The sequence below is a fragment of the Pseudomonas sp. TH31 genome (assembly GCF_016650815.1).
GTDB lineage: Bacteria > Pseudomonadota > Gammaproteobacteria > Pseudomonadales > Pseudomonadaceae > Aquipseudomonas.
In genome coordinates, this window is record NZ_JAEKEZ010000006.1 from 467,262 (window position 1) to 480,840 (window position 13,579).

Below are 13,579 nucleotides of genomic sequence, written 5' to 3' on the forward strand. Positions count from 1 at the left end.
CATTCTGTCGCCTCGCGATAGGAATCTGACGCCAGAAACACAAATTCAGCTTAAAAGTCCCGGGGTCGAGGCGCTAAACTGCCCGTCATCCGCAGTCCCCCACGTCCGAGCCTCGCGAGCCGGTTTGAGCTGACATGACCCGCACCCATGAAATTCGCCCCGATCTGGACGAGGGAATCGACCGTAAGGTTCTCAGTCAGTTGCGCGCACGTTTTCTGAAGCTTAATGAAGGCCGCATGGCCCGGGCCATGGAAGGGTTGTCGACGCGCCAGCAAGGGGTGTTGACCCTGCTGCCGCTGTTTTTCCACGTCAATCATCCGCTGCTGCCGGGCTACGTGTCCGGTAGCACCCCGGCCGGGCTGTCGAACTACGAACCCGACAACAATGTGCTCGCCGAAGCCCAGCGACTGACCCGTTCGTTTTCCTACAAGCCACGCCACGGCAGCAATCCGCCGCGGCCGATTCACGGGCTGTTTTTGATGGGTAGCCTCGGCACCCTCGCCCAGGCCGATCAAAGCGACATGGACGTGTGGGTTTGCCACGCCCCGGACCTGAGCGAAAACGAACTCGCCGAACTGCGCAAGAAATGCCAGTTGCTCGAAGTCTGGGCCGCCAGCCAGGGTGCCGAGGCACATTTCTTCCTGATCGACCCGACCCGCTTCGTGCGCGGGGAGCGGGATACGCAGTTGAGTTCGGAAGACTGCGGCACCACCCAGCACTATCTGCTGCTGGACGAGTTCTATCGCACCGCAATCTGGCTGGCCGGGCGCACACCGATCTGGTGGTTGGTGCCGGTCTACGAAGAGGCAGGTTACGACCAGTACACCCACACGCTGATTTCCAAGCGCTTCATCCGTGCCGACGAAACCCTGGACCTTGGACATCTGGCGCACATTCCGCCAGGCGAATTCATCGGCGCCGGACTCTGGCAGTTGTTCAAGGGCATCGAGTCGCCCTACAAGTCGGTGCTCAAGCTGCTGTTGACCGAGGTTTACGCCAGCGAACACCCCAAGGTCCACTGCCTGAGCCTGCGCTTCAAACAGGCAGTGTTCGCCAATCGGCTGGACCTCGATGAGCTGGACCCGTACATCGTGGTCTACCGGCGCATCGAGGAATACCTGGCTGCCCGTGGCGAGCCGGATCGCCTGGAACTGGTGCGCCGCGCGCTATACCTGAAGGTCAATCGCAAGCTGACCGGCAGCAGCAGTCGCACCGCGAGTTGGCAGCGTTCACTATTGGAACGGTTGGCCAACGAATGGCGCTGGGATCAACGGCAACTGGCGCTGCTCGACAGCCGCAGCCAGTGGAAAGTCCGCCAGGTCAGTGCCGAACGCCGGGCCCTGGTCAATGAGCTGAATTACAGCTACCGCTTCCTGACCCAATTCGCCCGCACCGAGCAAACCGTCAGCCTGATCAACAAGCGCGACCTCAATGTGCTCGGCCGAAGGCTGTACGCAGCGTTCGAGCGCAAGGCCGACAAGGTCGAATTCATCAACCCGGGCATCGCCCCGGACCTGGCCGAAGACACCCTGACGCTGGTGCAGGCGCCGAACAAGAAAGAGCCCGGGCAAACCCAATGGGGTTTGTACAACGGCAGCCTGGCGGCCCATGAGTGGGAACATTTCGCGCCGATCAAACGCAGCCGCCAGTTGCTGGAGCTGTTGACCTGGAGCCACCGCAACGGCGTGATCGACAGCAGCACCCGCCTGGCCTTGCACCCCGGCAGCAGCGACCTGAGCGAGTTCGAACTGTTCAACCTGCTTGGCAGCCTGCAACAGACCATCGCCCTGCCCCTGACCACCGTCGCCGAGGAGGCGTTATTGCGCCCCAGCGTGCCCAGCGAAGTGCTGATTCTGGTGAACGTCGGCGTCGATCCGCTCAAGCATCATCGCGACCTGAACATCCTGATGACCACCGAGCGCACCGACTCCCTGAGTTACGCGGGCGTGCGGGAGAACCTGGTGCTGACACTCGACCAGGTCACCCTCAACAGTTGGAACGAAGTGCTGGTCAGCCGCTATGACGGCCCTCACGCCCTGCTCGACTGCCTGCGCGACTACCTCAATAACCTGCCCAAAGGGCCACAGCAGCCGCGCTTGCGGGTCCGTTGCTTCTGCCACAACCGCGCGCAATTCATCGCCCAGCGGGTCGAGGCCATCATCGACACCGCGCATAACCTGCTGTTGAGCAAGCTCAATCATCGCTACCTGTTTCAGGTCCAGCAGCATTACCACGTGCTGGAACTGGTGCCCGGCCAGGTCAACCACGTCGCCCTCGCCACCCTGCCGGCGCTGTTCGACTACCTGGGCGAAGAGCTGGCGAGCTACAGCCCGCTGCACCTGGACCCGATGGCCCTCGAAGAACAAGACCTCGCGCTGCTGCTGCCGATGGGTCAGCCCGAGTGCATTCAAGTGTTCTACCGGATCACCGAGCAGCAGGCCGATCTGTACGTGCTGGATGAATTCAACGCGCTGTGGCAGCAGCGCCTGCCGTATCACGACGAACAAAGCCTGCTGGTGCCGCTGCAACGCTTCCTGCAATCGATCCTGTATCGCCGCGACGCTTTGCTGCCGATGGACGCCGCCCAGCCGCTGAGCCTCGACACGCTGTATTACCAACTATTGCCGTCCGGCCCCGGCCGGGCACGGCGGGTTGAAGCCCGGCCAGCGCCGCAAACCCCGGTCAACAAACCGTTCTATGACGTCCAGGCGATCATCGGCAAGGCCGCACCGGGGCAGGTGCAGGTCACGCTGTATTGCAATCAACGGGAGTTTTCGGAGTTGGAGTATGGCGACCAGCTGTTCAGCGTCGTCGCCCGGGAGATCATCGACCAGCGCCGCGAGACTGAACGCTACCGCTGCTACATCACCGACCTGGACCTGTCGGGCCTGCTCGGTGATGGTCAAAGCTCAAGCAATCTCTACCTGCGCTACAAGGCCGACCTGGAGCGCGCCTTGAACGAAGCGCTCGAGCAGGTCTGAGCCGTTTTATTCCGGAAACGCACCGCCATTGGCTGGCTGCGATTCAACTTCCAGCAGCGTTAGTTTCAACGCTTTGCCACCGGGCGCGGGCCAGTCGATGTGCTGCCCAACCTTAAGCCCCAGCAGCGCGCTGCCGACCGGCGCCAGAATGGAAATCTTGCCTTCATCGGCATTGGCATCCTTGGGATAAACCAGCGTCAGGTGATAGTCCTTGCCACTGACTTCTTCGCGGCAATGCACGCGCGAATTCATGGTCACGACATCAGCGGGCACTTCATCGTGACCGACCAGTGTTTCGGCGCGATCCAGTTCGGTTTGCAGCGCGATAACGCCCGGCAGCGTGTCATCCAGGCTGTCGATCAGGCGCTCCAGACGTTGCACGTCCAGACGGGTAAGGGTGATGGAAGGTACGGTCATGATCCAGGCAGACTCCTTTCTTCTGCACAAAAAAAGCAAAACCCCGCCAGAAAAAGGCGGGGTTTTCACGGGCCTCGATGGGTTGAGGCGTTTCCGGACACTATCACAGCTCAATAAATATACAAGCCGGCACCGGACGGCCTGCGCAATCCCCCTTCGCATCACCCGCAGAGGGAATGGCGTACAGCCAAAAGGGTCGCCATCGCGAGCAGGCTCACTCCCACAATTGGATCGAGTGCATCCGAGGGAGATTGGTTGGCTGTCAGGCCGCCATCGCAGGCAAGCCAGCGCCTACAATTGGACCGAGTACATCTGAGGGAGATTGGTTGGCTGTCAGGCCGCCATCGCAGGCAAGCCAGCTCCTACAATTGGACCGAGTACATCTGAGGGAGATTGGTTGGCTGTCAGGCCGCCATCGCAGGCAAGCCAGCTCCTACAATTGGACCGAGTGCATCTGAGAGAGATTGATCGGCTGGCAGGCCGCCTTCGCAGGCAAGCCAGCTCCTACAATTGGACCGAGTACATCTGAGGGAGATTGGTTGGCTGTTAGGCCGCCTTCGCGAGCAAGCTCAGCTCCTACAATTGGACCGAGTGCATCTGAGGGAGATTGGTTGGCTGTCAGGCCGCCATCGCAGGCAAGCCAGCTCCTACAATTGGACCGAGTGCATCCGGGAGAGATTGATCGGCTGGCAGGCCGCCTTCGCAGGCAAGCCAGCTCCTACAATTGGACCGAGTACATCTGAGGGAGATTGGTTGGCTGTTAGGCCGCCTTCGCGAGCAAGCTCAGCTCCTACAATTGGACCGAGTGCATCTGAGGGAGATTGGTTGGCTGTTAGGCCGCCTTCGCGAGCAAGCTCAGCTCCTACAATTGGACCGAGTGCACCGGGAGAGATTGATCGGCTGGCAGGCCGCCATCGCGAGCAAGCTCAGCTCCTACAATTGGACCGAGTGCATCCGGGAGAGGTTGGTCGGCTGTCAGGCCGCCTTCGCGGGCAAGCCTCGCTCCTACAAAAGCAGAATCAAAAGCAGAGCGGCGTACACCGCCCCGCTCTTCACCACTCATTTAGGCCGAGCGTTAGCTCGCCTGCTCTTGACCTTGCTCTGCCCGCCCCTTCGGGAGGCTGAGTGGAGGTGTTCATCTGGGGGGCGCGTAGCGCCGTGCGGCGAAGCCGCACACATCGAGAGGAGGTCGTCGCGAAGCAGACCGTAGGCGATGCCCCCAGATGAATACCGGAACGAAGGCACGCCGAGCCTAAGCGAGGGGCCGGACGCCGGGGCGAGCCTTTTTGGGTACTTTTTTGGCGTTTGAAAAAGTGCCTCGCCGTAAGGGCGAAACCCTAAGTAGCCGTTACCGCAGAAATGGATATGTACCCGGTCACCCATCAACATGGTCGGCCCAAAGGCCGCCAAGTCCAAGAGCCCAAGAACCCAAGAACCCCAGTCAGCCGATACTTTTGCGATCAGCGGCCTGGGCACAGATAACCCGCCGCCGATCATCGTCAGCCGAGCGCCACTCACGGATGTCTTCGACATGGCGAAAACACCCCAGGCAGACCTTCTGTTCATCCAGCCGGCACACCCCGCTGCACGGCGACGGGACCGCCGGGCTGATATTGCTGTAAAGCGGCTTGGGCGGCCGGACAGGTGCAGGCTGAGTCACGGTTTCACAGACCTTCGAAATCGAGTTCAGCGCCCGCTTGCTGCTTGACGATGCGTTCAAGCATCTCGCCCAGTTGCTCTTCGCTCTTGTCACACATCCAGCGCTCGCTCTCTTCGTCATAGTCGAAGTGGAAGCCGCCGGACACGGCCGCCAGCCACAGCTGACGCAGCGGCTCCTGACGGCTGAAGATCAACTGGCTGCCGTTTTCGAACTTGACGGTGAGGACACCGGCCGAGCTCTCCAGGTCGAGATCCTGATCGCTGTCATCGAAAATATCCTCCAGCATTTGCTGGGTGGCATCGACCAGGTCGTGGAAACGGGCTTCGGTCAAACTCATTGCTGGAACCTCAAAAAGTGTCTACTCACGCTCAAGCGCCGCAAGATACGGGCGAGCCCCAGTGATTGCAAAGGATAACGATCAAGGGCCCGGTAGCGTTATGAAATATCGACGCAAGACTTGATAGAACCGAAACCTAATGTGGGAGCGGGCTTGCTCGCGAAAGCGCCGTGTCAGGCGACATCTATGTTGAATGATTGACCGCATTCGCGAGCAAGCCCGCTCCCACATTGGATTGCACATAACTGCCGGCATCGGGCGAAGCCCCGCCGGACGGGAGCCGCGTTACATAGGCAAGCTGCCGGGTGGCCGGTATACTCCGGCGCAATTAACGCATTTTCAAGGATTTCGCCATGAAGCGCCTGATCTCTTCCCTTGCTGCGCTCGCTTCGCTCGTCGCTTTTGCCAGCTTATTATCGGCCTGTGGTCAAAAAGGCCCGTTGTATCTGCCCGATGACAACCAGGACCCTGCCGAGCAGGCGAAGTCGTCGCAACAGACCCCTGCATCCAAAGCACACAAGCACGACGTCTACCAATAAGGGAACGCCATGGACGCTTTTAACTACCGTGACGGTGAGCTGTTCGCGGAAGGCGTGGCCCTGTCCGCCATCGCCGAACGCTTTGGCACGCCGACCTACGTCTACTCCCGCGCCCACATCGAAGCCCAGTATCTGGCGTATGCCGATGCGCTGGCCGGCGTGCCGCACCTGGTGTGCTTTGCAGTCAAGGCCAACTCCAACCTGGGTGTACTGAATGTCCTGGCCCGTCTCGGCGCCGGTTTTGACATCGTCTCCCGTGGCGAACTGGAACGCGTGCTGGCCGCTGGCGGCAGCGCCGACAAGATCGTGTTCTCCGGTGTCGGCAAGACCCGTGAAGACATGCGTCGTGCCCTGGAAGTCGGCGTGCATTGCTTCAACGTCGAGTCCACCGATGAGCTGGAACGCCTGCAAGTGGTTGCCGCCGAGCTGGGCGTTCGTGCGCCGATCTCGCTGCGCGTGAACCCGGACGTCGATGCCGGCACCCACCCGTACATTTCCACCGGTCTTAAAGAGAACAAGTTCGGCATCGCCATTGCCGACGCCGAAGACGTGTACATACGCGCCGCACAACTGCCTAACCTGGAAGTGCTCGGCGTCGATTGCCACATCGGTTCGCAACTGACCAGCCTGCCACCGTTCCTCGATGCGCTCGATCGCCTGCTGGGCCTGATCGATCGTCTGGGCGAATGCGGCATTTACCTGCGCCATATCGACCTCGGTGGCGGCGTCGGCGTGCGTTATCGCGATGAGGAGCCGCCACTGGCGGCCGACTACATCAAAGCCGTGCGCGAGCGCTGCGAAGGTCGCGAACTGGCCCTGGTGTTCGAGCCGGGCCGCTACATCGTCGCCAACGCCGGCGTGCTGCTGACCCAGGTCGAGTACCTCAAGCACACCGAACACAAAGACTTCGCCATCGTCGATGCGGCCATGAACGACCTGATCCGCCCGGCGCTGTACCAGGCCTGGATGGACGTCAGCGCTGTGCGCCCGCGCGACACCGCGGCTCGCGCCTACGACATCGTCGGGCCGATCTGCGAGACCGGCGACTTCCTGGCCAAGGATCGTCAGCTGGCCCTGGAAGAAGGCGATCTGCTGGCCGTGCATTCGGCCGGTGCCTATGGGTTTGTCATGAGTTCCAACTACAACACCCGCGGGCGTACCGCCGAAGTGTTGGTGGACGGTGATCAGGCATTTGAAGTGCGTCGCCGTGAGACGGTAGCCGAGTTGTTTGCTGGCGAAAGCCTGCTGCCGGAGTAAAACCATGCTGCTGCGTTTTACCAAGATGCACGGCCTGGGCAATGACTTCATGGTCCTCGACCTGGTCAGCCAACACGCGCACATCCTGCCCAAGCACGCCAAGCAATGGGGCGATCGGCACACCGGCATCGGTTTCGACCAGTTGCTGATCGTCGAAGCGCCAAGCAACCCGGATGTGGATTTCCGTTACCGGATCTTCAACTCCGACGGTTCCGAAGTGGAGCAATGCGGCAACGGTGCGCGCTGCTTCGCCCGCTTCGTGCTCGACAAGCGCCTGACTGCCAAACGGCAGATTCGTGTCGAGACCAAAAGCGGCATCATCGAACTGGATATCCGCAGCGACGGCCAGATCAGCGTCGACATGGGCGCACCGCGCCTGGTGCCGGCCGACATCCCGTTCGAAGCCGAGGGCCAGGCTTTGAGCTATCAGCTCGAAGTCGACGGCACCACCGTCGAACTGGCGGCGGTGTCCATGGGCAATCCCCATGCGGTGCTGCGGGTCAACGACATCAACAACGCACCGGTGCATGAACTGGGACCGAAAATCGAACACCATCCGCGCTTTCCGTCGCGGGTCAATGTCGGTTTTCTCCAGGTCATCGACCGCAACCGTGCGCAGCTGCGCGTCTGGGAACGCGGGGCCGGGGAAACCCAGGCCTGCGGCACCGGCGCCTGTGCTGCGGCAGTGGCCGCGATCAGCCAGGGGTGGATGGATTCGCCGCTATTGATCGACCTGCCCGGCGGGCGTCTGTCCATTGAATGGGCAGGCCCTGGCCAACCGGTCATGATGACCGGCCCGGCAGTACGCGTTTATGAAGGACAAGTGCGTCTTTGAGAGAGCCAAATCCATGAAAGACAAGCCTCAGGTTCCCGCCCTACAGCCCGACGAATCCCCTTCCGAAAGCCTTGAGGCGGCGGCAATTGCCGCGTACCTGGAGGCTCATCCGGATTTCTTCATCGAGCACGAAGAACTGCTTCCGGCCTTGCGTATCCCCCACCAGCGCGGCGACACCATCTCGCTGGTGGAGCGCCAGATGACCATCCTGCGCGACCGCAACATAGAGTTGCGTCATCGCCTCTCGCACCTGATGGACGTCGCCCGCGACAACGACCGTCTCTTCGAAAAAACCCGCCGCCTGATTCTCGCGCTGATGGATGCCACCAGCCTCGAAGACGTGGTGATCGGTGTCGAAGACAGTCTGCGCCAGGACTTCCAGGTTCCCTTCGTCAGCTTGATCCTGCTGGGCGACAACCCGATGCCAGTGGGTCGCTGGGCGACTCATGCCGAAGCGCAAACCGCTATCGGCGGCCTGCTCTCGGAAGACAAAAGCGTCAGCGGCAGCCTGCGTGAGCACGAACTGGACTTCCTGTTCGGCGAAGAACAACGCAAACAGATCGGCTCCACCGCCGTCGTCGCCATCAGCCATCAAGGCATCCACGGCGTCCTGGCCATCGCCAGTCGCGATCCGCAGCACTACAAGAGCTCGGTCGGTACGCTGTTTTTGAGCTACATCGCCGAAGTCATGGGCCGCGTACTGCCACGGGTCAATAATTCCCTACGCTCGGTACGCTGATCGTGGAACGACAACTGGACGCTTACTGCGAACACCTGCGCAGTGAGCGTCAGGTGTCGCCCCACACGCTATACGCTTACCGCCGCGACCTCGACAAAGTGCTGGGCTGGTGCGTCAAACAGAACATCGACAGCTGGGCCACGCTGGATATTCAGCGCTTGCGCAGCCTGATCGCTCGCCTGCATTCCCAAGGTCAATCGTCCCGCAGCCTGGCACGCCTGCTGTCAGCGGTGCGCGGGCTCTATCACTACCTCAATCGCGAAGGCTTGTGCGATCACGATCCGGCCAACGGCCTGGCGCCGCCCAAGGGCGAACGTCGCCTGCCGAAAACCCTCGACACTGACCGCGCGCTGCAACTGCTGGAAGGCGCGGTAGAAGATGATTTCCTGGCGCGTCGGGATCAGGCGATTCTGGAGCTGTTCTATTCCTCCGGGCTGCGGCTTTCGGAGCTGACGGGGTTGAACCTGGATCAACTGGACCTGGCCGACGGCATGGTTCAGGTGCTCGGCAAGGGCAGCAAGACTCGCCTGCTGCCCGTTGGAAAAAAGGCTCGGGAAGCGCTGGAGTTGTGGCTGCCGCTGCGGGCCATGACCAACCCCACGGACGATGCGGTGTTTGTCAGCCAGCAAGGCCGGCGCCTGGGCCCTCGAGCGATTCAGGTGCGGGTCAAGGCTGCAGGCGAGCGTGAGCTGGGGCAAAACCTGCACCCGCACATGTTGCGGCACTCCTTCGCCAGCCACTTGCTTGAATCCTCTCAGGATCTGCGCGCCGTGCAGGAATTGCTCGGCCACTCGGACATCAAGACCACCCAGATTTACACCCACCTGGACTTCCAGCACCTGGCAACGGTCTACGACAGCGCCCATCCGCGGGCCAAACGCATTAAAGGCGATGAGTCATGAGAATCCAACTGATCACCTTCGACCTCGACGACACCCTGTGGGACACCGCCCCGGTGATCGTCAGTGCCGAAGCCACCTTGCGTGAATGGCTGACCGAGCATGCGCCGAATCTGGGCGCTGTGCCGGTGGAGCATTTGTGGGCCATTCGTGAACGCGTCCTGAACAACGAACCGGGCCTCAAACACCGCATCAGCGCCCTGCGTCGGCGCGTGCTGTTTCATGCGCTGGAAGAGGCCGGTTACGACCATCACCAGGCTTCAGACCTGGCGGATCAGAGTTTCGAAGTGTTTCTGCATGCCCGGCACCAGATCCAGGTGTTCCCCGAGGTCGAGCCGACGCTGGAGATCCTGGCCAACCATTACGCCCTCGGCGTGGTCACCAATGGCAATGCTGATGTAAGCCGGTTGGGATTGGCGGATTACTTCAAGTTTGCGTTGTGCGCCGAAGACATCGGCATCGCCAAGCCCGATGCGCGACTGTTTCACGAGGCCTTGCAGCGTGGTGGGGCGACGGCCGAGACGGCGGTGCACATTGGCGATCATCCGGGAGATGACATTGCTGGCGCCCAACAGGCAGGGTTGCGGGCGATCTGGTTTAACCCGGCGGGCAAGGCCTGGGAAGCGGATCGGTTGCCGGATGCGGAAATTCGCAGCCTGACCGATTTGCCGGCGCTGTTAGCCCGTTGGAACGCCACCTCAGCCTGACACAATCCCCGTAGGAGCAAAGCTTGCTCGCGATGAGGCCGTCACCTTCAACATTGGTGTTGGCTGATATGCCGTCATCGCGAGCAAGCTTTGCTCCTACAGCTCGGTGCCTCGGCTTTTGCTTCACCCATGAAAAAGCCCGCAGCGACGGCGGGCTTTTTCGACAAGCAAGTAGCAGGCGCTTAGATAGGCCGGCTGCCGTACTTGTTGTCAGGCTTCTTGGGCGGATCGGCGACCACATTGGCCTCCACTTCCTGCACCTTGCCACCTTTGGCCAGGAACTCTTCCATGGCCTTGGCCAGGGCGTCGCGTTCCTTGTTTTTGGCTTCGACGCTCGGCAGCTCATCGACCGACACAGCAGCCTTGGCCTTGCCTTTGGCGGTCGGCGCCGGCGTATCACCGCCGTCGTCGTCAGCAACGTCTTCCGCTGCTGCTTCCAGGCTTTCTTCGGCCTCGTCTTCGTCGCCTACTTCGAGGTCGTCGTTTTCCAGATCATCGTCGCTCATGTTCTACCTCATGACTTGCGAAAAGCAGATTAGTTATAGCCCAGCTTCGCCATCTGTCGAAGGCGGCCGGGAAAAATTCTACAACCGCCGGTAACCAGCGGTTTATGCCCCTTCACCGTGCACGGTGGCGAGGACTTTACGGGCACCGCCAAAATCACGGTGCTCGCCCAGATAAACGCCTTGCCAGGTCCCCAACGCCAGTCGGCCTGCCGAAATCGGCAAACTGAGCTGACAGCCAAGCACGCTGGCCTTGAAGTGCGCCGGGAGGTCGTCCAGGCCTTCGTCGTTATGCTCATAGCCGTCTGTGCCTTGTGGGATCAGACGATTGAAAAATCGTTCGAAGTCGCGACGTACCGCCGGATCGGCGTTCTCGTTGATGGTCAACGACGCCGAGGTATGCTGCAGCCACAAATGCAACAGACCGACCCGGCACGCCTTGAGTTCAGGCAGGCCGGCGAGTAACTCGTCCGTTACCAGATGAAAGCCCCGGGGCCTTGCCCGCAGGGTAATCAGAGTCTGTTGCCACATACAGTTCTCCGCACGTTCGGGGCGCATTCTAGCGCGCTCTGGGAAAAAACAAAGGCCCTAATATTCCTGCCATGCTGTAAGTCTTTCGCCCCGGAAAAACGCCCGGCGTAAACACGACTTAAGCCGCAGGAAAAAACCTTTCAGCCATGCCATTACTGACAAATTCCGGACAAAAAAATGCCCGGCAAGCCGGGCAGTTTTTTTGAGCGCGTCTTACAAGTTGTAGCCGCGTTCGTTGTGTTGTGCCAGGTCGAGGCCAACCGACTCTTCTTCATCGGTCACACGCAGACCCATGACGGCGTCCAGAACCTTGAGGATGATGAAGGTAACGATCGCGGTGTAGATCACCGTGAAGCCCACGCCTTTGGTTTGAATCCAGACTTGTGCGGCAATGTCGGTGACGGTGCCGAAGCCACCCAGGGACGGTGCAGCGAACACACCGGTCAGGATCGCGCCGAGGATACCGCCGATACCGTGCACGCCGAAGGCGTCCAGGGAGTCGTCATAGCCAAGTTTGCGTTTCAGGGTCGTAGCGCAGAAGAAGCACACCACCCCAGCCGCCAGGCCGATGATCAGCGAGCCCATCGGGCCCACGGTGCCGGCAGCCGGAGTAATGGCGACCAGACCGGCCACCACACCCGAGGCGATACCCAGTGCGCTTGGTTTGCCGTGGGTGATCCACTCGGCGAACATCCAGCCCAGTGCAGCGGCGGCGGTCGCGATCTGGGTGACCAGCATCGCCATACCGGCAGTGCCGTTGGCCGCAGCAGCGGAACCGGCGTTGAAGCCGAACCAGCCGACCCACAACATCGCCGCGCCCATCAGGGTGTAACCGAGGTTATGCGGTGCCATCGGGGTGGTCGGGAAGCCTTTACGCTTGCCCAGTACCAGGCAGGCAATCAGGCCCGCCACACCGGCGTTGATGTGAACCACGGTGCCGCCCGCGAAGTCGAGCACGCCCCAGTCGCCCAACAGCGAACCCGGACCGCTCCAGACCATGTGCGCGATGGGCGCGTACACCAGGGTGAACCAGATGCCCATGAAGATCAGCATCGCGGAGAACTTCATCCGCTCAGCGAACGCACCGACGATCAGCGCCGGGGTGATGATCGCAAAGGTCATCTGATAAGTCACAAACACTGCCTCTGGGAACAGCGCCGTCGGGCCCGTAATGCTGGCAGGCGTGATGCCCGCGAGGAAGGCCTTGGCAAAGCTGCCGACAAAGGAGTTGAGGTTGACGACGTTGACTTCCATCCCCGTGGTATCGAACGCCATGCTGTAGCCATAAATGAACCACAGGATGGTGATCAGGCCGGTAATGGCGAAGCACTGCATCATCACGGAAAGAATGTTTTTGGAGCGAACCATACCGCCGTAGAACAGCGCGAGGCCAGGAATGGTCATGAACAGTACAAGGGCAGTCGAGGTCAACATCCAGGCGGTATCGCCGGAATTGAGGACTGGAGGCGCCACCGGATCTGCCGCCATGGCCAGGCCGGGCATTACGATGGACAACAGGGCTCCGAGCCCTGCGAATTTACGCAGAGTCATATTGTTTTCTCCTGGGGCGTTGGGTGTGTGGCGGCTTAGATTGCGTCGGTATCGGTTTCGCCGGTACGGATGCGAATCGCCTGTTCCAGATTGACCACGAAGATCTTGCCGTCACCAATCTTGCCGGTGTTGGCTGCCTTGGTTATCGCCTCGATAACCCGGTCAAGATCCTTGTCGTCAATGGCGACATCAATCTTCACCTTGGGCAGAAAATCGACCACGTACTCCGCGCCGCGATACAGCTCGGTGTGACCCTTCTGCCGACCGAAGCCTTTGACCTCAGTAACGGTAATGCCCTGCACGCCGATCTCGGACAACGACTCGCGTACATCGTCCAGTTTGAACGGCTTGATGATGGCAGTGACTAGCTTCATGAAAACTCTCTCCCGAATTGGTGGACTTGCCCCAGGAAAACAAACCCGACTCAAGTCTAAGCGCAGTGCCTGGCTTTGTAACGCATCGTCGGCCCAACCTGCCCGTCCGACGCCAGCTAACCACTCCGTGCGAAACTTCCCCGTTCCACGTGGCGCACTGCATTCGTCACAGCGACTGCATCAGTGCATGGGTCACTAGCAACTAAGCAGAAAGCTTGCCATCTCGCCAAAACCCACTGAATTCAGTCC

Annotated in this window: 14 protein-coding genes; 7 read left to right on the plus strand and 7 right to left on the minus strand. The window is 60.7% G+C overall.

The features are described 5' to 3' along the window. Positions 1–134 precede the first annotated feature (134 nt). Entirely contained in the window at positions 135–2,981 is a 2,847-nt protein-coding gene (locus tag JFV26_RS05290; protein ID WP_201190382.1) for a class I adenylate cyclase, read from the plus strand. Positions 2,982–2,987: 6 nt separating this feature from the next. Here JFV26_RS05290 and rnk read toward each other — a convergent pair whose 3' ends face one another. The 3 genes from rnk to cyaY all read right to left on the minus strand — a co-directional run bounded on the left by rnk (position 2,988) and on the right by cyaY (position 5,395). Beyond that, positions 2,988–3,398, minus strand: coding sequence for a nucleoside diphosphate kinase regulator (gene rnk, locus JFV26_RS05295; protein ID WP_201190384.1), 411 nt, complete (start codon positions 3,396–3,398; stop codon positions 2,988–2,990). A 1,441-nt stretch (positions 3,399–4,839) separates the two neighbouring features. Then, a complete protein-coding gene (locus JFV26_RS05300) occupies positions 4,840–5,058 on the minus strand; it encodes a DUF1289 domain-containing protein (protein ID WP_201190387.1) in 219 nt (72 codons plus the stop codon). A gap of 4 nt (positions 5,059–5,062) precedes the next feature. Then, positions 5,063–5,395 carry an iron donor protein CyaY gene (gene cyaY / locus JFV26_RS05305; RefSeq protein ID WP_201190389.1) on the minus strand — a complete coding sequence of 111 codons (333 nt, stop codon included), beginning with the start codon at positions 5,393–5,395 and terminating at the stop codon, positions 5,063–5,065. 353 nt (positions 5,396–5,748) lie between these two features. Between cyaY and lptM the strand changes: the two genes are divergently transcribed. From lptM to JFV26_RS05335, 6 genes are read left to right on the plus strand one after another with little or no spacing between them, the layout of a single operon-like run. Then, positions 5,749–5,934: an LPS translocon maturation chaperone LptM gene (gene lptM / locus JFV26_RS05310; RefSeq protein ID WP_201190391.1), complete on the plus strand. Its 186-nt coding sequence runs from the start codon at positions 5,749–5,751 to the stop codon at positions 5,932–5,934. A gap of 9 nt (positions 5,935–5,943) precedes the next feature. After that, positions 5,944–7,191 carry a diaminopimelate decarboxylase gene (gene lysA, locus JFV26_RS05315; RefSeq protein ID WP_201190393.1) on the plus strand — a complete coding sequence of 416 codons (1,248 nt, stop codon included), beginning with the start codon at positions 5,944–5,946 and terminating at the stop codon, positions 7,189–7,191. Positions 7,192–7,195: 4 nt separating this feature from the next. Continuing rightward, the gene (gene dapF, locus JFV26_RS05320) at positions 7,196–8,026 is read left to right on the plus strand and encodes a diaminopimelate epimerase (RefSeq protein WP_201190395.1); all 831 of its coding nucleotides are present in this window, start codon (positions 7,196–7,198) and stop codon (positions 8,024–8,026) included. Positions 8,027–8,039: 13 nt separating this feature from the next. Beyond that, entirely contained in the window at positions 8,040–8,765 is a 726-nt protein-coding gene (locus JFV26_RS05325; RefSeq protein WP_201190397.1) for a DUF484 family protein, read from the plus strand. A gap of 2 nt (positions 8,766–8,767) precedes the next feature. After that, entirely contained in the window at positions 8,768–9,667 is a 900-nt protein-coding gene (gene xerC / locus JFV26_RS05330) for a tyrosine recombinase XerC (RefSeq protein ID WP_201190399.1), read from the plus strand. Beyond that, positions 9,664–10,371: an HAD family hydrolase gene (locus JFV26_RS05335; RefSeq protein ID WP_201190401.1), complete on the plus strand. Its 708-nt coding sequence runs from the start codon at positions 9,664–9,666 to the stop codon at positions 10,369–10,371. The genes xerC and JFV26_RS05335 overlap by 4 nt, the downstream gene beginning before the upstream one ends. A gap of 182 nt (positions 10,372–10,553) precedes the next feature. Here the strand turns inward: JFV26_RS05335 and sutA are convergent, their stop codons facing one another. The 4 genes from sutA to glnK all read right to left on the minus strand — a co-directional run bounded on the left by sutA (position 10,554) and on the right by glnK (position 13,330). After that, on the minus strand, positions 10,554–10,877 hold the full coding sequence (sutA, locus tag JFV26_RS05340) for a transcriptional regulator SutA (protein ID WP_201190403.1): 324 nt from the start codon (positions 10,875–10,877) through the stop codon (positions 10,554–10,556). Positions 10,878–10,979: 102 nt separating this feature from the next. Then, positions 10,980–11,405, minus strand: coding sequence for a secondary thiamine-phosphate synthase enzyme YjbQ (locus JFV26_RS05345; RefSeq protein ID WP_033060691.1), 426 nt, complete (start codon positions 11,403–11,405; stop codon positions 10,980–10,982). Between the two features lie 213 nt (positions 11,406–11,618). Next, entirely contained in the window at positions 11,619–12,956 is a 1,338-nt protein-coding gene (locus JFV26_RS05350; protein ID WP_201190406.1) for an ammonium transporter, read from the minus strand. A gap of 35 nt (positions 12,957–12,991) precedes the next feature. After that, positions 12,992–13,330, minus strand: a complete 339-nt coding sequence (glnK, locus tag JFV26_RS05355) for a P-II family nitrogen regulator (RefSeq protein WP_002555808.1) — start codon at positions 13,328–13,330, stop codon at positions 12,992–12,994. Positions 13,331–13,579 lie beyond the last annotated feature (249 nt).